The sequence below is a fragment of the Sagittula sp. genome (genome assembly GCF_052825245.1).
Map to the genome: position 1 here is coordinate 1 of NZ_JBRBWD010000003.1, position 21293 is coordinate 21293.

The 21293-nt window shown below is 64.7% G+C and carries 19 protein-coding genes and 1 tRNA gene; 13 read left to right on the forward strand and 7 right to left on the reverse strand.

Annotated elements, in window-relative coordinates; genetic code table 11:
* A partial coding sequence (locus ACU0DV_RS00410; protein WP_446240937.1) for an EF-Tu C-terminal domain-related protein occupies positions 1-232 on the forward strand: 232 nt, incomplete at its 5' end.
* Positions 233-388: 156 nt separating this feature from the next.
* Here ACU0DV_RS00410 and ACU0DV_RS00415 read toward each other — a convergent pair.
* Positions 389-913, reverse strand: coding sequence for an N-acetyltransferase family protein (locus tag ACU0DV_RS00415; protein ID WP_446240938.1), 525 nt, complete (start codon positions 911-913; stop codon positions 389-391).
* Complete coding sequence (locus tag ACU0DV_RS00420; RefSeq protein ID WP_446240939.1) at positions 910-1416, reverse strand: GNAT family N-acetyltransferase; 507 nt, start codon at positions 1414-1416, stop codon at positions 910-912. The genes ACU0DV_RS00415 and ACU0DV_RS00420 overlap by 4 nt, the downstream gene beginning before the upstream one ends.
* A 116-nt stretch (positions 1417-1532) precedes the next feature.
* Here ACU0DV_RS00420 and ACU0DV_RS00425 point away from each other — a divergent pair, with 116 nt between their 5' ends.
* A complete protein-coding gene (locus ACU0DV_RS00425) occupies positions 1533-2525 on the forward strand; it encodes a zinc transporter ZntB (RefSeq protein ID WP_446240940.1) in 993 nt (330 codons plus the stop codon).
* A 120-nt stretch (positions 2526-2645) separates the two neighbouring features.
* Here ACU0DV_RS00425 and ACU0DV_RS00430 read toward each other — a convergent pair whose 3' ends face one another.
* A complete protein-coding gene (locus tag ACU0DV_RS00430; protein WP_100928316.1) occupies positions 2646-2867 on the reverse strand; it encodes a hypothetical protein in 222 nt (73 codons plus the stop codon).
* A 686-nt stretch (positions 2868-3553) separates the two neighbouring features.
* Between ACU0DV_RS00430 and ACU0DV_RS00435 the strand changes: the two genes are divergently transcribed.
* A tRNA-Trp gene (locus ACU0DV_RS00435) sits at positions 3554-3629 on the forward strand.
* Positions 3630-3741: 112 nt separating this feature from the next.
* Here the strand turns inward: ACU0DV_RS00435 and ACU0DV_RS00440 are convergent.
* Positions 3742-4206, reverse strand: a complete 465-nt coding sequence (locus ACU0DV_RS00440; protein ID WP_100928315.1) for a hypothetical protein — start codon at positions 4204-4206, stop codon at positions 3742-3744.
* Between the two features lie 218 nt (positions 4207-4424).
* Positions 4425-4847, reverse strand: coding sequence for a hypothetical protein (locus tag ACU0DV_RS00445; RefSeq protein ID WP_100928314.1), 423 nt, complete (start codon positions 4845-4847; stop codon positions 4425-4427).
* Positions 4848-5032: 185 nt separating this feature from the next.
* Here ACU0DV_RS00445 and secE point away from each other — a divergent pair, with 185 nt between their 5' ends.
* Both secE and nusG read left to right on the forward strand, forming a co-directional pair.
* Positions 5033-5236 (forward strand): preprotein translocase subunit SecE, encoded by a 204-nt coding sequence (secE, locus tag ACU0DV_RS00450; protein ID WP_100928313.1) that lies wholly within the window; start codon positions 5033-5035, stop codon positions 5234-5236.
* Between the two features lie 149 nt (positions 5237-5385).
* Positions 5386-5919, forward strand: coding sequence for a transcription termination/antitermination protein NusG (gene nusG, locus ACU0DV_RS00455; protein ID WP_040605070.1), 534 nt, complete (start codon positions 5386-5388; stop codon positions 5917-5919).
* Positions 5920-6022: 103 nt separating this feature from the next.
* On the opposite strand, the gene ACU0DV_RS00460 is transcribed toward nusG, so the two are convergent.
* A complete protein-coding gene (locus tag ACU0DV_RS00460) occupies positions 6023-6562 on the reverse strand; it encodes a DUF6647 family protein (RefSeq protein ID WP_446240941.1) in 540 nt (179 codons plus the stop codon).
* Positions 6563-6666: 104 nt separating this feature from the next.
* On the opposite strand from ACU0DV_RS00460, the gene ACU0DV_RS00465 reads away from it, so the two are divergent.
* From ACU0DV_RS00465 to rplL, 6 genes are all read left to right on the forward strand, one after another.
* Positions 6667-7578: a LysR substrate-binding domain-containing protein gene (locus tag ACU0DV_RS00465; RefSeq protein ID WP_100928311.1), complete on the forward strand. Its 912-nt coding sequence runs from the start codon at positions 6667-6669 to the stop codon at positions 7576-7578.
* 197 nt (positions 7579-7775) lie between these two features.
* A complete protein-coding gene (gene rplK / locus ACU0DV_RS00470; RefSeq protein ID WP_446240942.1) occupies positions 7776-8228 on the forward strand; it encodes a 50S ribosomal protein L11 in 453 nt (150 codons plus the stop codon).
* A gap of 5 nt (positions 8229-8233) precedes the next feature.
* Positions 8234-8932: a 50S ribosomal protein L1 gene (gene rplA / locus ACU0DV_RS00475; protein ID WP_100928310.1), complete on the forward strand. Its 699-nt coding sequence runs from the start codon at positions 8234-8236 to the stop codon at positions 8930-8932.
* A 145-nt stretch (positions 8933-9077) separates the two neighbouring features.
* Positions 9078-9929 carry a lipoprotein N-acyltransferase Lnb domain-containing protein gene (locus ACU0DV_RS00480; RefSeq protein WP_446240943.1) on the forward strand — a complete coding sequence of 284 codons (852 nt, stop codon included), beginning with the start codon at positions 9078-9080 and terminating at the stop codon, positions 9927-9929.
* Between the two features lie 280 nt (positions 9930-10209).
* Positions 10210-10728: a 50S ribosomal protein L10 gene (gene rplJ / locus ACU0DV_RS00485; protein WP_100928308.1), complete on the forward strand. Its 519-nt coding sequence runs from the start codon at positions 10210-10212 to the stop codon at positions 10726-10728.
* Between the two features lie 72 nt (positions 10729-10800).
* Positions 10801-11181 carry a 50S ribosomal protein L7/L12 gene (gene rplL, locus ACU0DV_RS00490; RefSeq protein WP_100928307.1) on the forward strand — a complete coding sequence of 127 codons (381 nt, stop codon included), beginning with the start codon at positions 10801-10803 and terminating at the stop codon, positions 11179-11181.
* 81 nt (positions 11182-11262) lie between these two features.
* On the opposite strand, the gene ACU0DV_RS00495 is transcribed toward rplL, so the two are convergent.
* Positions 11263-12090, reverse strand: a complete 828-nt coding sequence (locus tag ACU0DV_RS00495) for a GGDEF domain-containing protein (RefSeq protein WP_446240944.1) — start codon at positions 12088-12090, stop codon at positions 11263-11265.
* A 615-nt stretch (positions 12091-12705) separates the two neighbouring features.
* On the opposite strand from ACU0DV_RS00495, the gene rpoB reads away from it, so the two are divergent.
* Together rpoB and rpoC are read left to right on the forward strand one after the other, a co-directional pair.
* Positions 12706-16842, forward strand: a complete 4137-nt coding sequence (gene rpoB / locus ACU0DV_RS00500) for a DNA-directed RNA polymerase subunit beta (protein WP_100928305.1) — start codon at positions 12706-12708, stop codon at positions 16840-16842.
* Between the two features lie 99 nt (positions 16843-16941).
* Entirely contained in the window at positions 16942-21195 is a 4254-nt protein-coding gene (rpoC, locus tag ACU0DV_RS00505; RefSeq protein ID WP_446269985.1) for a DNA-directed RNA polymerase subunit beta', read from the forward strand.
* Positions 21196-21293 lie beyond the last annotated feature (98 nt).

Consider the following 21293-nt stretch of genomic DNA (forward strand, 5'->3'; position numbering starts at 1 on the left):
CCGTCACACGCCGTTCTTCAAGAACTACCGTCCGCAGTTCTACTTCCGCACGACCGACGTGACGGGCACCGTCGAGCTGCCGGAAGGCACCGAGATGGTGATGCCGGGCGACAACCTGAAGTTCAACGTCGAGCTGATCGCGCCGATCGCGATGGAAGAAGGCCTGCGCTTCGCCATCCGCGAAGGCGGCCGCACCGTCGGTTCGGGCGTCGTCTCCAAGATCGTCGCCTGATCACGGCCTGTGCCGTCATCACACGGCTGAGATAGAGAAGGGCGTCCCAAACGGGGCGCCCTTTTCGCTTGCCCCCGGTTCGCTCGCCCCCCGGACATCGCGCACCTTCTCAAGCAGCACACCACCCCGTAGGGCGGGGCTCTGCGCCGCCCTGCCTCAGCGGTCGAGGGTCAGGCGGAAGACGTCGTTGGGATAGGCGGCGTCGCCGATGCGGAAATGCGTGGTGCCGATCCGTTCGAAGCCCTGCCGCAGGTAGAAGGCGATGGCGGGGGCGTTTTCGGAATTGGTGGCCAGCCAGACGGAGGGCTGGCCCAGCGACCGGGCGTGGTCGAGCCCGCGCGCCAGAAGCGCCCGGCCAAGGCCGCGGCCGTGGTGGCGGGGCTGGACGTAGAGGGTGGAGATCTCCAGATCGGAGCATCCCGGCAGCGGTGCGGGCCGGTTGCGGGTCAGGCGGATGAAGGCGTCCGGGCCTTCCTCGTTCTCCGACAGGATCACGTGTTCGCCGGGATCGGCGATGACAGCGGCGAGGTTCGCCGCGGTGAAGGTGTCGAGCGCGTATTCGGCATAGGCCGTGTCGACGCCGCGCCGGATGTAGGTGTGCATCCAGACCTCGAAGGAGATCGCCGCGAGGATCGCTGCGTCGGAGGGCCGGGCGGTGCGCAGTCTGACGGGCGGTGTCACAGGCGGCGCAGCATGAAGACGGAGAGCGGGTCGGTCACGTAGTCCCCGAAAGGCGGGCAATCGGTGAAACCCGCCCGGTGGTAGAGCGCGCGGGCGGCGGCGAATTCCGGCTCCGACCCGGTTTCGAGGCAGAGACCAACGGCGCCGGAGGCGCGGGCCTGATCGGTCAACCCGTCGAGCAGCACCCTGCCCAGCCCCTCGCCGCGCCGGGCGCGGGCGACGTGCATGCTTTTCAGTTCCATCATCGTGCCGCCGTCGGGCCAGTCCACGCCGCCGGGCCAGCCCGCCCGGTCCAGCGGTTTCAGCGCCCCCACGGCGCAGGGCGCACCCCCGGCCCGCAGCGCAAAGACCCGTGCCCCGCTGGCGCGCAGCGCGTCGGAGGTCATGACGTGGCAGCTTTCCTCGGGCGATTGCGCGCGCATGTCGGCATGGTGGCGGGCCAGTAGCGCCTCGACCGCGGGGTCGGGGCTGCGCAGCTCTTCCAGGGTCAGTGTCTGGTCCATCGGTCATCCCCTTTCCCGCGTCGCGGCGACCCTTCGACGTTCCGGGGGGATCGTCAAGTCGCGCGGCCTGCGCGTCGCCCATTGCGCAGGGCAAAAGCCGCTGTATCCTCCGCCAGATGACCACTCTCGTCCCCGTTACGCAGGACATGATCCTGCGCGCCTTTGCCCTTGACGGTCCCGATGCGGGCCGCCGCCTCGAACCTGCCGAAGTGCCGGAACTGCTGCGCCACGACACGCTGGCCTGGGTGCATCTGCGCGCCCAGCACGCCGACACGCCGTCGTGGATCGTCGGGAACCTGTCCTATCTCGATCCGACGATCATCGATGCGCTGGTGGCCGAGGAGACCCGCCCGCGTGTCACGCCGGTGGGCAACGGGCTGATCGTCATCCTGCGCGGCGTCAACACCATCGAGGGCGAAGCGCCGGAGGACATGGTTTCGGTCCGGCTGTGGATCGACCCGCACCGGATCGTGTCGCTGTCGATGCGGAAGGTGAAGGCGATCGAGGACATCGCCGAAAGCCTTGAGCGTGGCGGCGGGCCGAAGGACGCGGCGGAGTTCCTGGTGATGCTGACGGAGCGCCTGACCTACCGGATCGAGGCGTTCTGGCGCGAGGTCGACGACAAGGCCGACGACCTTGAGGAAGAGGTGCTGGAGGAGGTCCGGCCCGAGATGGCCGGCCGGCTGGTGGACCTGCGGCGCACCGCGATCATCCTGCGCCGCTACCTGCAGCCCCAGCGCGACGCGATGCGGACCCTGCAGGCGGTGCATCCCGACTGGGTGGAGGGCGACGACCTGCGGCAACTGGCAGAGGAGCTGGACGCGCTGGAGCGGGTGGTGGAGGACGCCGACGCGCTGCGCGACCGGATGGCGCTGGTGCGGGACGAGATGCAGAGCGCGCGGGACGAACGCCTGAACCGCAACCTCTACCTGCTGTCGATCCTCTCGGCGGTGTTTTTGCCGCTGGGGTTCCTGACGGGTCTTTTCGGGATCAATCTGGCGGGAATGCCGGGGGCGTCGTGGCCCTGGGCTTTCTGGGTGTTCACCGGCGCGCTCTGCGTCATCGGTGCCCTGCAGCTTGTGGTCCTGCGGCGGATGCGCTGGATCTGAGGGGGATCGGGGCGCGGGCCCCCGGAAACGTATTGGCCGCACCCCCGTGGGGGCGCGGCATTGGCAACTTCGGTATCGCGCAGGCTGGGAGTGCGGGCCCGCGCGATACCTTGTGGCAGATCACTTCAGAACTGCACGGATGCCGTTGCGCAGTTCGTTCGAGTCACCGCCGGAGTGCACGACTGCGTTGATCTGGTGAACCTGGGTGTCGGTCAGGTTCGAGTAGTCGGCGTTCGGCAGCAGGATGAATGCCTCGGACGACAGGCGCGGGGCCGGAGCAGCGGAGGCAACGCCGGTCAGAAGAACGGTTGCGGCGAGGGTGGATGCGATAAGCGTTTTCATTTCATTTCTCCAGTTTGAGGTGGCGGCATCGGTGCCGCCGGTCTTGTTTGCGTCGGTGTTTGCTTCCGACACCGAACAAGTAGGCTTGCCGTCTGAGACATTGAAATCACGAAGAAATCTCGGATTGCTCGCGAAAACGTGTGCTTGAAATCGGCGACGGCCAAACGGGTCTTTGTGCATGAAGTGAGGCTTTTGGTGCGGCTCAAGCCCGCTTGGACAATCGGGCGTTCCGGCGGTTTCAAGGGGGGGCCCGGCGCGGCCGTCCGCGGGGCCTCGGAAAGGGGGAATTCGTGCTGTGCACAGTTCGTGTGCGGGAATGAAAAATCGGATTCCGCCCCTTGCGGCGCCCTTTTCGGGGTTGGGCGGACCCCCGGGGGCATGAGATTCCAGCGCGGTCCGGAGCGAATCCTGCGGGTCGGACGGGGGCGGTTCGGCGAGGGGCAGGGCGGCGCTTCGTGCCGGGGGGCGTCTGTTCGCGGCGCGCGGCTCCTGACCGTCGCGGGCGTGCGGGCCGATCAAGGCTGCGGGCAGGGCGGGCTGTTGCGCGGAGGGTGTCGGCGGGTGGTGCCGGTGCGGATCGGCGGGCCGGGCGTTGTCCGCGGATCGCGTTGGAAGGCGGCGCAAATTCCCTGACAAAGACGTCTTGATTTCACCCGCTGGCCCGTGTACCTGACGGCACGGCCTGAAGGGGTATAGCTCAGCTGGTAGAGCGACGGTCTCCAAAACCGTAGGTCGCGGGTTCGAACCCTGCTGCCCCTGCCATTCCTCCGGACATCGATGTCATGCCAGTGCTGCCGTTGCAGCGGAGGTTTCGTGTGCGCACGAAAAAGGGGCCGCCCGAAGGCAGCCCCGTACTTGCTAACAGGAACCTGGATTATTCGATGCCGAGGTAAGCGCGCATTTCGCGCTTCTTCTCGTTCTCGTTGCCGTCGCCGTTCATGATCGAGATCAGGGCGGCGGTCTGCTGTTCGGTCAGGGTCGATGCGTCCAGCTCGGGGATGTACGCTTCGATCTGGTTCACGTTGAACGTGCCTTCGTCGTTCATGTCGTCGATTTCGTCGGCTTCAGCCACTTCGGGCAGCGGCTCGTCGACGGCCACGGCCGGCGGGTTGTCGGACTGGAACTCGCCCAGGTAGGCTTCCATCTGGCGGGACTTCTCGTTCTCGTTGCCCGGGCCGTTGGCGATGCCGATCAGGGTGTTGACCTGCTCGTCGCTCAGCGCCTCGACGTTCACGTTCGGAAGGAACGTGGAAATGGTGTTCTCGTCAAAGCTGGTTTGCGCCACGGCGCCGGTTGCAATGACGGACACGAGTGCGGTTGCGGTCAGAAAACGTTTCATAAGGATGTCTCCTTTTCATCTTCGTGGGCGGTGCAGTGCACCTCTTTGGCCGTGCTGTTCTGCACCTGCCTTGCACAAGAACAACCGCCTTCCCCAATGATCGTTCCAAGAAAATTCGATTATTTTTCAAATTCTTACGATGCCGTGACCGGGTGTGAGCGGGCACGAGAAAGGGGCCGCTGAAAGCGGCCCCCTTCCGGGTAGAACTGTGACCTGGATCACATTTCGAGAGTGTCGATGTAGGTCTTGATCGCCTCTTCGTCGTTGGTCGCCAGGACGGCGCGCAGCTCTGCGAACTGCTCGTCGGTGATCGAGTAGATGTCGACGCCCGGTGCGTAGGTCATCATCGCCTCGATCTCGGCGTCGGTCAGACCTTCGGGGTAGAGGGTGATTTCCAGCTCGGGGTTGTTCGTCTTGAACTCGCCCAGGTAGGCGCGCATCTGGCGCTCTTTCGTCTCTTCGTTGCCTTCGCCGTTGATGGTGGCCATCAGGGAAGCGACCTGGGCGTCGGGCAGCATCTCGACGTTCACCTCGGGAATGAAGGTGTTGATCTCGTTTGCGTTGAAGCTGCTCTCGCTCTGGGCCATTGCGCCGGTTGCGATCACGGAAATAAGGGCGGTTGCGGTCAGAATACGTTTCATGTCAGATCCTTTTAGGTTTCTGCTGCGTCGGCGGCGTGTTTGCCGTGGCGCTCTGGGGGGTAAACCTCCCCGAGCCGAAAAGGTTCATTCGATTCATTCACGCATCCGGGAGCGGCTCACGCCTTGCTTTTGCCGGCCCCTGCGCGTACATGCCCACGAAACCGCAGCACACGGGACATTCACGCATGGCGACGACCAACCCGATCACGTTCATCCAGCAGGTCCGCGCAGAAGTGGCCAAGATCGTCTGGCCGACCCGGCGCGAAGTCACGCTGACCAGCATCATGGTCTTCATCATGGCAGCGCTGACGGCGGTCTTCTTTGCGCTGGTGGACCTGGCGATCCGGTCCGGTCTGACGGGTATCCTGACCTACTTCGGCGGCAGCTGAAGTCGGGCGCAGGGGCGCTCCGGCCCTTGCCATCCGGTTTCGGACGGTGTAACGGACGGGTCCAGTTTCCGGCGCGCGGCTATAAAGGCTCGCGCGCCGTTTCATTTCCGGAAGGCGCCCCGTTCGGGGGCGGAATGATCGAGGTCGACATGGCAAAGCGGTGGTATTCGGTGAGCGTTCTCTCGAACTTCGAGAAGAAGATCGCCGAGCAGATCAGGACATCGGTTGAGGAGCAGGGGCTTCAGGACCAGATCGACGAGGTCATGGTCCCGACCGAAGAAGTCATCGAGGTGCGGCGCGGCAAGAAGGTGACGACCGAGCGTCGCTTCATGCCCGGCTACGTGCTGGTTCACATGGAGATGTCGGACCGCGGCTATCACCTGATTTCCAACATCAACCGGGTGACCGGCTTCCTCGGTCCGCAGGGCCGTCCGATGCCGATGCGCGACGCGGAGGTGGAGGCGATCCTCGGCCGCGTGCAGGAAAGCGACGAAGCGCCCCGGACGCTCATCCATTTCGAGATCGGCGAGCGGGTCAAGGTCAACGACGGTCCGTTCGAGGGCTTCGACGGCATGGTCGAGGGCGTCGACGAGGACAACCAGCGCCTGTCGGTGTCGGTGTCGATCTTCGGCCGCGAGACCCCGGTGGAGCTGGACTTTACCCAGGTTTCGAAGCAGGGCTGAGCCCTTCGCGCCGCCGGTCATTAGCGACGGCGCAGATCTTCTGACAGATCCTTCGGGCCCGTGCATCCGCGCGGGCCTTTTCCTTTGCGGCGGGCGGGGCCGGTCAGTCGGGGTGGATGTCGCGGCGTGTGCAGCCTGCCTCCAGCACGACGGCGATCCAGTTGATGTCCGCTTCGAGGCCGAGGTCCGCCAGCCACTCTTCCTGCAGGCGGTAGGCGGGCAGTTCCTGCGCGCCCGCGCAGTACCAGTGGCCCGCCTCTTCCTGCCGGTAGTGCGTCAGTTCGTGCAGGAGCACGCCCACGTCGTAGGGGTTTTTCATGTCCCATGGGCGCACGAGGAAGATGGTGTCGGCCTCGGGGTCGTACATGCCGCGCGCCATGCCTTCCTGGGACGCGTGACGCGCGGAGTGCAGGCTGGCCGCGCGGGCCGCGCCGATCCACCGGACAAGGGGCGGCCCGTCGCGCCGGGGCAGGTCGGAATGGGTGTCCAGCCAGTCGTCGAGGTGCGTGACGAGCGCCCCGATGGTGGGGGCGTCGCGCCAGGCCAGCGGGTCTGCGTCGGCGGCGACGGTGGCGGGTGCCATGCAGACGAGTGTCATCAGGGCGCAGCCGAGCGGCGCGCCGAAGCGGTGAAAGGGGCTCATGTCCGGCCTCGTTCGAATTTTGAGAGTTGGTGAGAAGATGCTACGATCGGCCCGTCACCGGCGCAAAAGACCAATTTTCACCAGCCGTTGAAAGGAATTCAGCCATGGGGCGCAAATTCCCTCCGTTCGCGGCCGTCCGGGCCTTCGAGGCCGCGGCCCGGCATCTCAGCTTCAAGGCCGCCGCAGAGGAGCTGTGCCTGACCCCCTCTGCCGTCAGTCACCAGATCAAGGCGCTTGAGGCGTTCCTCGACACCGCGCTGTTCGAGCGCACGGGCGGCCGGATCTCCCTGACGCTGACCGGGCGCGGCTATGCCGGGAAGATGACCGGGCTGCTGGATGCCTTCGAGGACTCCACCCGTTCGGTGAAGGAGGCGGGCGCGCGGCCGTTCCGTGTCCTCTGCACGCCGGGCTTTGCGGCGCGCTGGCTGGTGCCCCGGCTGGACCGCCTGGGATTCGGCGACCGCGTGCGGCTGCGGGTGTCGGTCGGGGCGCCCTCGACCGATTTCGCCGCGAACGACAGCGACCTTGTGATCCAGTGGGCCGACGATCCCGTGCCCGGCGTCGTCACCGAGCCGTTCATGACCTCTGCCCGCTACCCGGTGATCTCGCCCGCGCTGCGGGAGCGGGAGGATGTACGGGTGCCGTCCGACCTGCTGCGGCTGCGGCTGATGCACGACGAGGTCCTGGACGCCTGGGACGAATGGTTCGACGCGGCGGGGGTGGCGCCGCGCGCCCTGCCGCGCGGGCCGGTCTTTCCGAACTGCGAACTGGCAACGACGGCGGCGGAACAGGGGCAGGGCGTGGCGCTGGCCTATGACATGATGGTGCGCGGAACGCTGGAGGCCGGACGGCTGGAGCGGCTGTTCGACACGGTGACGCTGCCGGTCACGATCTACTCCGTTGCCTATCCGGAGGCACGGGCCGACGATCCGATGATCCGGAGCTTCCGGGACTGGGTCTTTGCCGAGATGGAGCGGGACGGCGCGCCGCTGCTGGCCCGCCCCGCCGCGGAATAGCGCGCGACGGCAGGCCGCCCTTCGGAATCACTTGCCAAACCGCCGCCGAGGTTATATGCGGCGCCCCTGTTGCTGCGGAACCGTCAGGTTGCGCGCAATCCACCGTGGGAGGCGAGGGTCACGCGAGATCCGGACCTGACCACGCCACAAGAAGCCCCTTCGACGCGTCGCGGGGGAGATGGAAAAGGAGAAAGCCGATGGCAAAGAAGCTCGCCGGCAAGATGAAGCTGCAGATCCCTGCAGGCAAGGCCAACCCCTCCCCGCCGGTCGGTCCGGCGCTGGGTCAGCGCGGCATCAACATCATGGAATTCTGCAAGGCGTTCAACGCCAAGACGCAGGAAATGGAGCCCGGCGCGCCGTGCCCGACCGTGATCACCTACTACCAGGACAAGTCCTTCACGATGGACATCAAGACGCCGCCCGCGTCTTACTACCTGAAGAAGGCCGCCGGTCTGAAGCCCGTGGGCAAGCGTAACCGCCCCCGCGGTGCCGAGAAGCCGGGCCGTGAGACCATCGCACACGTCACCGTGGCGCAGGTCCGCGAGATCGCCGAAGCCAAGATGCAGGACCTTTCGGCGAACGACGTCGAAGCGGCAATGCAGATCATCCTGGGCTCCGCCCGGTCGATGGGCATCGAGGTGAAAGGGTAATCGTCATGGCAAAACTTGGTAAGCGCACCCGTGCAGCCCGCGAAGCCTTCGAAGGCAAGGAAAACATCACCGTCGAGGAAGCCGTTTCCCTGATCAAGTCGAACTCCAATGCGAAGTTCGACGAGACCGTGGAAATCGCGATGAACCTCGGTGTCGACCCGCGTCACGCAGACCAGATGGTCCGCGGCGTGGTCGGCCTGCCGAACGGCACCGGCAAGACCGTCCGCGTGGCAGTCTTTGCACGTGGCCCGAAGGCGGACGAGGCGAAGGAAGCCGGTGCGGACATCGTCGGCGCCGAAGACCTGATGGAAACCATCCAGGGCGGCACCATCGAGTTCGACCGTTGCATCGCGACGCCGGACATGATGCCGATCGTCGGCCGTCTGGGCAAGATCCTCGGCCCGCGGAACCTGATGCCGAACCCGAAGGTCGGCACCGTGACCATGGACGTCAAGGAGGCCGTCGAGGCAGCCAAGGGCGGTCAGGTCCAGTTCAAGGCGGAGAAGGCCGGTGTCGTGCACGCAGGTGTCGGCAAGGTGTCCTTCGACGAGGCCAAGCTGGCCGAGAACATCCGCGCGTTCGTGAACGCCGTGTCCGCGGCCAAGCCGACGGGCGCGAAGGGCACCTACATGAAGAAGATCTCGCTGTCTTCCTCCATGGGCCCGGGCGTCACCGTCGACGTGTCGAACGCGACCGGCAACTGAGCCGACCGTTCCAGGAATTGAAGGAGGGCGTCCCGCCGGGGCGCCCTTTTTCTTTGGGACTGTCCGAAGGGGGCTGTCAGGAGGGGGCTACAGGGTCAGGGTATCCCGCCTTTGCCGTTTCCCGGCGGCGCGGTAAGACGGCCGCATGAAGCGCGTTCTCAAGGTTTTCGCCATCGCCGTGGCCGCCATCGCCGTGGTCCTCTACCTGCCGTGGGTGGTTCTGCTGCCGTCGCACGACCGCGACTGGCGCGCCGATCACAGCCGTCTGCCGCTGGTCTCTGCCGGGGAGGAGGCGGCGGTGATCCGCAATATCCGCAACTGGGATTACGCCCCCGACGGCAGCGTCGCGCGCGAAGCCTGGATCAACGCGACCCTCGTCCCCGAGGAGCTGGAGCAGGCCTATTTCGTGGTGGAGCCGTTCACCGGCAGCGAGGCCATCGCCCACACCATGCTGTCCTTCCGCTTTCGCGACGGGAAGACCTATGTCGCCTCCGTCGAGGCGCGGCGCGAAGAGGGCGAGAGCTACAACGCGCCGATGGCCGCCGTGCTGCCGGTCTTCGAGTACTTCTTTGTCTGGACGACCGAACGCGACATGTTCGGCAATTCGGAGTTCTGGGCGGGCGATCAGCTGTACCTCTACCCGCTGTCCATCCCCATCGAGCAGCAGCGCGCCGTGCTGGAGGCGATGCTGCGCGAGAGCGAGGAACTGGTGACGGAGCCGCGCTGGTACAACACGCTGTTTTCGAACTGCACGAACGTGGTGGCGCGGGCGGTGAACCGGACAAAGCGCGGATCGGTGCCCTTCGACAAGTCCTGGGTGCTGACCGGCTACGCCGATGACTTCCTGTATGAACAGGGAATGCTGGCGGACATGGGCGGGTTCGAGGCGACGCAGGAACGGGCCTTCATCTCTCCGCTGGTGCGGGAGCTCTATGGGATAAAGGATCCGGCGGAATTCAGTGTCGCCTTGCGCGAACGGATGCGCGACGGGATTTGATTGAATGATTGCAAGAAATAATGGCCGGTGCTAATGGAGGCCTCGCGGTGCCGTATGCGATTCGTATTCGGCGCCGCAATTCGTCCGAGACGGTGGGTTGGTTCCATTTCCTGAAATGGCCCCGGTAATTCCTGCCTGAGACGGGAAGAGACATCTTTTCAGCCCCGCGCTTCTGCGTCGGGCCCACAGGATGCGTCGACCCTCATTCGGACTTTGTGACCGGGGACACCCGGTCGACTGAGAGCCGGAGGGTCCGCCCTCCAACAACTGGAGTGAAACTGTGGATAGAGCCCAGAAAGAGAAATTGGTCGAGGAACTCGGCCAGATCTTCGAAAGCTCTGGCGTCGTGGTGGTTGCCCACTACGAGGGTCTCACGGTTGCAGAGATGACGGATCTGCGTAACCGCGCTCGCGCTGGTGAAGCAACGGTCCGTGTCGCCAAGAACAAGCTCGCCAAGATTGCTGTCCAGGGCACCCCCGCCGAGGGGATCGCCAAGTATCTGGACGGCATGACGGTGCTTACCTTCTCCGAGGACCCGGTCGCAGCGGCCAAGGTCATCGAAGACTTCGCCAAGGATAACAAGAAGATTGAGATCCTTGGTGGCGCCATGGGTGGCACCACGCTGGACCGTGCCGGTGTCGAGGCCGTGTCGAAAATGCCGTCGCGCGATGAGCTTATTGCTTCCATCGTCGGCTGCATCGGCGCACCCGCATCGAACATCGCCGGCGCCATTGGCGCACCTGCATCGAACATCGCCTCCATCCTCACCACCATCGAGGAAAAGGGCGAGGCGGCGTAAGCAACCTTTCGACCTGCGTAGGGAATGCTCCCTGACGTTGGAACCCATATCTAAATCTGAAAGAGTCTCAAAATGGCAGATCTCAAAGCACTTGCTGAGCAAATCGTCAACCTGACCCTGCTCGAAGCACAAGAACTGAAGACCATCCTCAAGGATGAGTACGGCATCGAGCCGGCCGCCGGCGGCGCAGTCATGATGGCTGGCCCGGCAGGCGACGCAGGCGCGGCAGCCGAAGAAGAAAAGACCGAGTTCGACGTGATCCTCAAGTCCGCTGGCGACAAGAAGATCAACGTGATCAAGGAAGTCCGCGGCATCACCGGCCTGGGCCTGAAAGAAGCCAAGGAACTGGTGGAAGCCGGTGGCAAGGCCGTCAAGGAAGGCGTTTCCAAGGACGAAGCCGAAGAACTCAAGAAGAAGCTCGAAGAGGCAGGCGCCGAAGTCGAGATCAAGTAATTCCCGTCTCACGACTGGTTTACTGCAAGCGCTCCCATCCGGGGGCGCTTGTTTTTTTGCGGGGTGCCCTGCCGGGCCGGATCACGTGCCGATGCAGTAGCGGTTCTTGCCCTGCCGCTTGGCGGCGTAGGTGCGCATGTCGGCATTGATGAGCGCCTGTTGCGCGTCGCCCCGGTAGTCAGCCACGCCGATGGACGCGGTCACGGCGATGCCCGCGACAGGCGTGCTGCCGATCGAGGTCAGCAACCGCTCGGCCACGTCCTCCGGATCGGTGCGCGGGTCGTTGATGACGACGACGAACTCCTCTCCGCCGAGGCGCGCGACGATGTCCTTTTCCCGCACCGCCGTGGTGATGCGCCGGGCGACGGCCTGCAGGACCGCGTCGCCGATGGGGTGGCCGTGGGTGTCGTTGATCGCCTTGAAGTCGTCGATGTCGAGCACGAGGATCGACCCCTGTTCCACCCCTTCGAGCGCGCGCATCAGCCCGCGCCGGTTGAGGAGCGTCGTCAGGGCATCGGTCTCTGCCTCCGAGCGGTAGCGGTGGATGCGCTGCTGCGCCTCCGTCAGGACCCGGTTGGTGGCGACCATGAGAAAGCCCACCTCGTCGCGGTGACGGTCGGGCAGGGGCGCGAATTCGCGCCGCTCCTCGAAGGCGGCCAGCGCGCGCGTCACCTCGTAGACCGGGGCGAGCAGCCGCCGCAGCAGGACCAGCGTCAGGCCGGTGCCGGCGACTGTCGCCCCGAGGATCAGCAGAAGCGCACCCGTCTTGTCGCCGGACCAGGGGCCGTCGCCGAGCAGGACGAAGACCGTGAAGGCGAGAAGCGGGATGTGCGTTCCGATGAAGGCGACGAACAGGATCTTTCGCGTGAAGGACCGTGGAAAAAGGCGGTCCAGGAGTCTGTATATCATGGGCCCACCACGCAACGCACGGAGTTCGCATGTCTAATTGCCGGAAGGTTAAGAAATGATTAAGGGCGTGCCGGCTTCTTGAGGATCCGTGAAGGGTTTGCTGTGCGTTCGGGCGAAGTTGGCACGGCAGCGGCACGCCAGCCGCTGAATAGCGTTGTTTTTCCATGACTCCTTGACGGAACCGGCGCTTTTTGTCATTCTGCTTCAAGTGCATAAAACCGCGCGCCCCGGTCAAGGGGGGTTGCGCGCATGCGCTTTACCGAATATTCGGAAGTCTCCCACGGGCTCGAGCGATTCGAACCCGTGTCGCAGGTGTTTCGGAGGCAGGGGGCGCGCACGACAGTTGAATATCTGACCCCAGCCCCCATATCCGGTCTTCCCCAGAACATCCGGACAACAGGCACCCCCTTCGCCCGTCTTGGCAAGCCCCCCGTCTGCATGCGTTTTCCGCGCGCAGACGGGAGGCTTCCCAAGGCAGGGAAACCGGTCGAGTGGCACGCGGTGGGACGCGCGCCGAGAATGGACCCGTCAACCCGCCGTCACTGACGTGAACCGCCGCTGTGGCCCCGGCAGCGTGCAGGTTCGGGCAGAGAAAATCGAAAGGGTGCTCCCCTCATGGCGCAAAGTTTCCTCGGTCAGAAACGCCTCCGCCGCTATTACGGCAAAATCCGCGAAGTTCTTGAAATGCCGAACCTCATCGAGGTTCAGAAATCGTCTTACGAGCTGTTCCTGAAGTCCGGCGACCAGCCCAAGCCGATGGACGGCGAAGGCATCAAGGGCGTGTTCCAGTCGGTCTTCCCGATCAAGGACTTCAACGAGACCGCGGTCCTCGAATTCGTGGACTACGACCTCGAGAAGCCGAAGTACGACGTCGAGGAATGCATGCAGCGCGACATGACCTACAGCGCCCCGCTGAAGGTCACCCTGCGCCTGATCGTGTTCGATATCGACGAGGACACCGGCGCCAAGTCGGTCAAGGACATCAAGGAGCAGGACGTCTTCATGGGCGACATGCCCCTGATGACCCCGAACGGCACGTTCATCGTGAACGGCACCGAGCGCGTGATCGTATCCCAGATGCACCGCTCGCCGGGCGTGTTCTTCGACCACGACAAGGGCAAGACGCACAGCTCGGGCAAGCTGCTGTTCGCCTGCCGGATCATCCCCTACCGCGGCTCCTGGCTGGACTTCGAGTTCGACGCCAAGGACATCGTCTTCGCGCGCATCGACCGCCGCCGGAAGCTGCCGGTGACGACGCTGCTGTACGCGCTTGGCCTCGACCAGGAAGCGATCTGCGACGCCTACTACAACACCGTGAACTTCGAGTACCGCCGTGGCGAGGGCTGGGCGACCAAGTTCTTCCCGGAACGTGTGCGCGGCACCCGTCCGACGTTCGACCTGGTCGATGCCGACACCGGCGAGATCATCGCGGAGGCCACCAAGAAGGTGACGCCGCGCGCGGTGAAGAAGCTGATCGACGAAGGCAAGGTCAAGCAGCTGCTTGTCCCGTTCGAGCACATCGTCGGCAAGTACGTCGCCAAGGACATCATCAACGAGGACACCGGCGCGATCTACGTCGAGGCCGGCGACGAGCTGACCTGGACCGTCGACAAGGACGGCGAAGTGTCGGGCGGCACCCTGAAGGAGCTGCTGGACGCGGGCATCACCGAGATCCCGGTCCTCGACATCGACAACATCAACGTCGGCCCGTACATCCGCAACACGATGGAGCAGGACAAGAACATGTCCCGCGAAACCGCGCTGCTGGACATCTACCGCGTGATGCGCCCGGGCGAGCCGCCCACCGTCGAAGCCGCCTCGGCGCTGTTCGACACGCTGTTCTTCGACAGCGAGCGTTACGACCTGTCCGCCGTGGGCCGCGTGAAGATGAACATGCGTCTCGCGCTCGACAAGCCGGACACCCAGCGCACGCTGGACCGCGACGACATCGTGGCCTGCATCAAGGCGCTGGTGGACCTGCGTGACGGCAAGGGCGACATCGACGACATCGACCACCTCGGCAACCGTCGTGTGCGGTCTGTCGGCGAGCTGATGGAAAACCAGTACCGCGTCGGCCTGCTCCGCATGGAGCGCGCGATCAAGGAACGCATGTCCTCGGTCGAGATCGACACGGTCATGCCGCAGGACCTGATCAACGCGAAGCCGGCGGCGGCTGCCGTCCGCGAATTCTTCGGCTCCTCGCAGCTGTCGCAGTTCATGGACCAGACCAACCCGCTCTCCGAAGTGACGCACAAGCGTCGTCTCTCGGCGCTTGGCCCCGGCGGTCTGACGCGTGAGCGTGCCGGCTTCGAGGTGCGCGACGTGCACCCGACGCACTACGGCCGCATGTGCCCGATCGAAACGCCGGAGGGTCCGAACATCGGCCTGATCAACTCGCTGGCGACCTTTGCCCGCGTGAACAAGTACGGCTTCATCGAGACCCCGTATCGTGTCGTGAAGGAGGGCGTCGTCACCGACGAGGTCCACTACATGTCCGCGACCGAGGAAATGCGGCACACGGTGGCACAGGCCAACGCCTCGCTGGACGAGAACGGCAAGTTCACCAACGAGATGGTCAACACCCGCCAGGCGGGCGACTACACGCTGGCGCCGTCGGAAACCGTCGACCTGATCGACGTGTCGCCGAAGCAGCTGGTGTCGGTCGCGGCCTCGCTGATCCCGTTCCTGGAAAACGACGACGCCAACCGCGCCCTCATGGGTTCGAACATGCAGCGTCAGGCGGTTCCGACCCTGCGGGCCGAGGCGCCGCTGATCGGCACCGGCATCGAGGAAGTCGTGGCACGCGACTCCGGCGCCGCCGTCATGGCGAAGCGCGCGGGCATCATCGACCAGGTCGACGCGCAGCGGATCGTGATCCGGGCGACCGAGGACCTGGAGCTGGGTGACGCGGGCGTCGACATCTACCGGATGCGCAAGTTCCAGCGGTCGAACCAGAACACCTGCATCAACCAGAAGCCCCTTGTGAAGGTCGGCGACACGGTGATGAAGGGCGAGGTCATCGCGGACGGCCCGTCCACCGACATGGGGGAACTGGCGCTCGGCAAGAACGTCATCGTCGCCTTCATGCCGTGGAACGGCTACAACTACGAGGACTCGATCCTGATCTCGGAGCGGATCGCCAAGGACGACGTGTTCACCTCTGTCCACATCGAGGAATTCGAAGTGGCGGCGCGCGACACGAAGCTCGGGCCCGAGGAAATCACCCGGGACATCCCGAACGTCGGTGAAGAGGCGCTGCGCAACCTCGACGAGGCAGGCATCGTCTACATCGGTGCCGACGTGGAGCCGGGCGACATCCTGGTGGGCAAGATCACTCCGAAGGGCGAAAGCCCGATGACGCCGGAAGAGAAACTCCTCCGCGCCATCTTCGGCGAGAAGGCCTCGGACGTGCGCGACACTTCGCTGCGGGTGAAACCGGGCGACTACGGCACCGTCGTGGAAGTCCGCGTGTTCAACCGTCACGGCGTCGAAAAGGACGAACGTGCGCTGCAGATCGAGCGCGAGGAAATCGAGCGTCTGGCCCGTGACCGGGACGACGAGCTCGCCATCCTCGACCGCAACATCTACGCGCGTCTGAAGGGCATGATCCTCGGCAAGACCGCGGTGAAGGGTCCGAAGGGCGTGCGCGCGAACTCGGAGATCGACGAAGAGCTTCTGTCGACGCTGACCCGTGGTCAGTGGTGGCAGCTTGCCCTCGGCGAGGAAGAGGACGCCAAGCACGTCGAAGCCCTGCACGAGCAGTACGAGATCCAGAAGCGTGCGCTTGACGCGCGGTTCGAGGACAAGGTCGAGAAGGTGCGCCGCGGCGACGATCTGCCCCCGGGCGTGATGAAGATGGTCAAGGTCTTCATCGCGGTGAAGCGCAAGCTTCAGCCGGGCGACAAGATGGCCGGCCGGCACGGCAACAAGGGTGTCGTGTCGCGCGTGGTGCCGCAGGAGGACATGCCGTTCCTCGCGGACGGTACGCCGGTCGACTTCTGCCTCAACCCGCTGGGCGTGCCGTCGCGGATGAACGTCGGTCAGATCCTCGAAACCCACATGGGCTGGGCGTCGCGTTCGCTTGGCATCCAGGTGGACGAGGCGCTGCAGGAGTACCGCCGGTCGGGTGACCTGACCCCGGTGCGCGACGCTCTGAAGATCGTCTACGGTGACGAGGTCTACGAAGAGGGCTTTGCCGACGCCGACGAGACCGCGCTGGTGGAGATGGCGGGCAACGTGACCCGCGGTGTCCCGATCGCGACCCCGGTCTTCGACGGTGCGAAGGAAGCGGACGTGAACGACGCGCTGCGCCGCGCGGGCTTTGACGAAAGCGGCCAGAGCCGCCTGTTCGACGGCCGCACCGGCGAGGAGTTTGCCCGGAAGGTGACGGTGGGTGTGAAGTACCTGCTGAAGCTGCACCACCTGGTCGACGACAAGATCCACGCCCGTTCGACGGGGCCCTACTCGCTCGTTACCCAGCAGCCGCTGGGCGGCAAGGCGCAGTTCGGCGGTCAGCGTTTCGGGGAGATGGAGGTCTGGGCCCTGGAAGCCTACGGCGCCGCCTACACCCTGCAGGAGATGCTGACGGTGAAGTCGGACGACGTGGCGGGCCGGACCAAGGTCTACGAGTCGATCGTCAAGGGCGAGGACAACTTCGAGGCCGGCGTGCCGGAATCGTTCAACGTTCTCGTCAAGGAGGTCCGGGGTCTGGGCCTCAACATGGAACTCCTGGATGCGGAGGAGGACGAGTAACCCACAGAGTTTTCGACGAAAACTCTGTGTCGCCAAGATCTTTCGTCCGAAAGATCTTGGCCTCGCGCCCCCGCTTCCCTCTGAATTTGTGAGGAACACATGAACCAGGAACTGACCAACAACCCGTTCAACCCGCTGACCCCGCCCAAGGTCTTTGACGAGATCAAGGTGTCGCTGGCGTCGCCGGAGCGGATCCTCTCGTGGTCCTTCGGCGAGATCAAGAAGCCGGAAACCATCAACTACCGCACGTTCAAGCCCGAGCGTGACGGCCTGTTCTGCGCGCGCATCTTCGGTCCGATCAAGGACTACGAATGCCTGTGCGGCAAGTACAAGCGCATGAAGTACCGCGGCGTCGTCTGCGAGAAGTGCGGCGTCGAAGTCACGCTCCAGAAGGTGCGCCGCGAGCGCATGGGCCACATCGAGCTGGCCGCGCCCTGCGCGCACATCTGGTTCCTCAAGTCGCTGCCCTCGCGCATCGGCCTGATGCTGGACATGACGCTGCGCGACCTCGAGCGCGTGCTCTACTTCGAGAACTACGTGGTGATCGAGCCGGGCCTGACCGACCTGACCTACGGCCAGATGCTGACCGAGGAGGAATTCCTCGACGCGCAGGACCAGTACGGCATGGACGCCTTCACGGCGAACATCGGTGCCGAGGCCATCCGCGAGATGCTCGCAGCCATCGACCTCGAGTCCGAGGCCGAGAACCTGCGCGCCGACCTCAAGGAAGCCACCGGCGAACTGAAGCCCAAGAAGATCATCAAGCGTCTGAAGGTCGTGGAATCCTTCCTGGAATCCGGCAACCGTCCGGAGTGGATGGTCCTGACCGTGATCCCCGTGATCCCGCCGGAACTGCGTCCGCTGGTGCCGCTGGACGGCGGCCGCTTTGCGACCTCCGACCTGAACGACCTGTACCGCCGCGTGATCAACCGGAACAACCGCCTCAAGCGGCTGATCGAACTGCGCGCGCCGGACATCATCGTCCGCAACGAAAAGCGGATGCTGCAGGAATCGGTCGACGCCCTCTTTGACAACGGCCGCCGCGGCCGCGTCATCACCGGCGCCAACAAGCGTCCGCTGAAGTCGCTCAGCGACATGCTGAAGGGCAAGCAGGGCCGCTTCCGCCAGAACCTTCTGGGCAAGCGCGTCGACTTCTCCGGCCGTTCGGTCATCGTGACCGGCCCGGAGCTGAAGCTGCACCAGTGCGGCCTGCCGAAGAAGATGGCGCTCGAACTGTTCAAGCCGTTCATCTACTCGCGGCTTGAGGCAAAAGGTCTGTCGTCGACCGTGAAGCAGGCGAAGAAGCTGGTCGAGAAAGAGCGTCCCGAGGTCTGGGACATCCTCGACGAGGTGATCCGCGAGCACCCGGTCCTTCTGAACCGCGCGCCGACGCTGCACCGTCTGGGCATCCAGGCGTTCGAGCCCACGCTGATCGAGGGCAAGGCGATCCAGCTTCACCCGCTGGTCTGCTCGGCCTTCAACGCCGACTTCGACGGCGACCAGATGGCCGTGCACGTCCCGCTGTCCCTCGAGGCGCAGCTGGAAGCGCGCGTCCTGATGATGTCGACGAACAACGTCCTGTCGCCTGCCAACGGCTCGCCGATCATCGTTCCGTCGCAGGACATGATCCTCGGTCTCTACTACGTGACCATCGCGCGCGAAGGCATGAAGGGCGAAGGCATGGTCTTTGCCTCCCCCGAGGAGGTCGAGCACGCGCTGACGGCGGGTGAGGTCCACCTGCACGCCAACGTGAAGTGCCGCGTCAAGCAGATCGACGAGGAAGGCAACGAAGTCTGGCTGCGGTTCGACACCACGCCGGGCCGGGTCCGTCTGGGCCAGCTCCTGCCGCTGAACGCCAAGGCGCCCTTCGACCTGGTGAACCGTCTCCTGCGCAAGGGCGACGTGCAGACCGTCATCGACACCGTCTACCGCTACTGCGGCCAGAAGGAATCGGTGATCTTCTGTGACCAGATCATGCGCATGGGCTTTGTCGAGGCGTTCAAGGCCGGCATCTCGTTCGGCAAGGACGACATGGTGATCCCGGACAACAAGTGGACGCTGGTCGACGAAACGCGCGAGCAGGTGAAGGACTTTGAACAGCAGTACATGGACGGCCTGATCACCCAGGGCGAAAAGTACAACAAGGTCGTGGACGCCTGGTCGAAGTGTAACGACAAGGTCACCGAGGCGATGATGAACACCATCTCCGCCAAGCGGTACAACGAGGCCGGGCAGGAAATGGAACCGAACTCGGTTTACATGATGGCCCACTCCAAGGCCCGTGGCTCGGTCACGCAGATGAAGCAGCTGGGCGCGATGCGCGGCCTGATGGCGAAGCCGAACGGCGACATCATCGAGACGCCGATCATCTCGAACTTCAAGGAAGGCCTGACCGTTCTCGAGTACTTCAACTCGACCCACGGTGCCCGGAAGGGTCTGTCCGACACCGCTCTGAAGACGGCGAACTCGGGTTACCTGACCCGTCGTCTGGTGGACGTGGCGCAGGACTGCATCATCCGTCTGAACGACTGCGGCACCGACCGTGCGATCACCGCGCAGGCGGCGGTCAACGACGGCGAGGTGGTGTCCAGCCTTGGCGAGCGCATCCTTGGCCGTACCGCGGCAGAGGATCTTGTGCACCCGCTTTCGGGCGACATCATGGTGCGCCACGGCGAGCTGATCGACGAACGCCTTGCCGACATGGTCGAGGACTCGGGCCTGCAGACGGCACGCATCCGGTCTCCGCTGACCTGCGAGGCCGAAGAGGGCGTCTGCGCGACCTGCTACGGTCGTGACCTTGCACGCGGCACCAAGGTGAACACCGGCGAAGCCGTCGGCATCATCGCGGCGCAGTCCATCGGCGAACCCGGCACGCAGCTGACCATGCGGACCTTCCACATGGGCGGCGTTGCGCAGGGTTCCTCGCGGTCGTTCCTCGAAGCGTCGCAGAACGGCAAGATCCAGTTCGTGCACCCGTCGCTGATCACCAACGTCGCGGGCGAGCAGATCGTCATGAACCGCAACATGCAGATCATGATCGTGAACGAGCAGGGCGAAGAGATCGCGTCGCACAAGGTGGGCTATGGTTCCAAGGTCTTCGTGACCGACGGCCAGGACATCAAGCGCGGCGAGAAGCTGATCGAGTGGGACCCCTACACCCTGCCGATCATCGCCGAGAAGGACGGTATGGCGAAGCACGTCGACCTCGTGAACGGCCTGGCCGTGCGCGAAGAGACGGACGATGCCACCGGCATGACGCAGAAGATCGTGGTCGACTGGCGCGCCGCGCCGAAGGGCAACGACCTGAAGCCGGAGATCATCCTGGTGAACGGCGACGGTGAGCCGGTCCGCAACGATGCGGGCAACCCGATCACCTACCCGATGTCCGTGGACGCCATCCTGTCCTGTGAAGACGGGCAGGAGGTGAAGGCCGGTGACGTTGTGGCGCGTATTCCGCGCGAAGGTGCGAAGACGAAGGACATCACCGGTGGTCTGCCGCGTGTGGCCGAACTCTTCGAGGCACGCCGCCCGAAAGATCACGCGATCATCGCGGAGATCGACGGCTACGTGCGCTTCGGCAAGGACTACAAGAACAAGCGCCGCATCACGATCGAGCCGACCGACGAGAACATGGAACCGAAAGAGTACATGATCCCGAAGGGCAAGCACATCCCTGTGGTCGAAGGCGACTTCGTCCAGAAGGGCGACTACATCATGGACGGCAACCCGGCGCCGCACGACATCCTCTCGATCATGGGGATCGAGGCGCTGGCGAACTACATGATCGACGAGGTGCAGGACGTCTACCGGCTGCAGGGCGTGAAGATCAACGACAAGCACGTCGAGGTCATCGTTCGCCAGATGCTGCAGAAGTGGGAGATCCTCGACAGCGGCGACACCACGCTGCTGAAGGGCGAGCACGTCGACAAGATGGAGTTCGACGAGGCCAACGCGAAGGCCGAGAAGAAGGGCGGCCGTCCGGCATCGGGCGAACCGATCCTTCTGGGCATCACCAAGGCGTCCCTGCAGACGCGGTCGTTCATCTCGGCGGCCTCGTTCCAGGAGACGACCCGCGTGCTGACCGAGGCTTCGGTGCAGGGCAAGAAGGACACGCTGATCGGTCTCAAGGAGAACGTCATCGTGGGCCGTCTGATCCCGGCCGGTACGGGTGGCGCAACCATGAAGGTCCGCAAGATCGCGACGGACCGCGACAACGTGGTGATCGAAGCCCGCCGCGAGGAGGCCGAAGCGGCCGCCGCGCTGGCTGCTCCGGCTGCCGCAGTGGAAGACGACGTGGTGGGTGGCGACGAGTTCGACACGCTGATCGTCGACACCCCGGAAAGCCGCGAGTGATCGCAGGCTGACCCGGTCGCAAGGCCGCAGGACATCGAAAGGCCCCCGCCCGCGCGGGGGCCTTTTTCTTTGGGTGCTCCCCGGTGACTGCGCCCGGC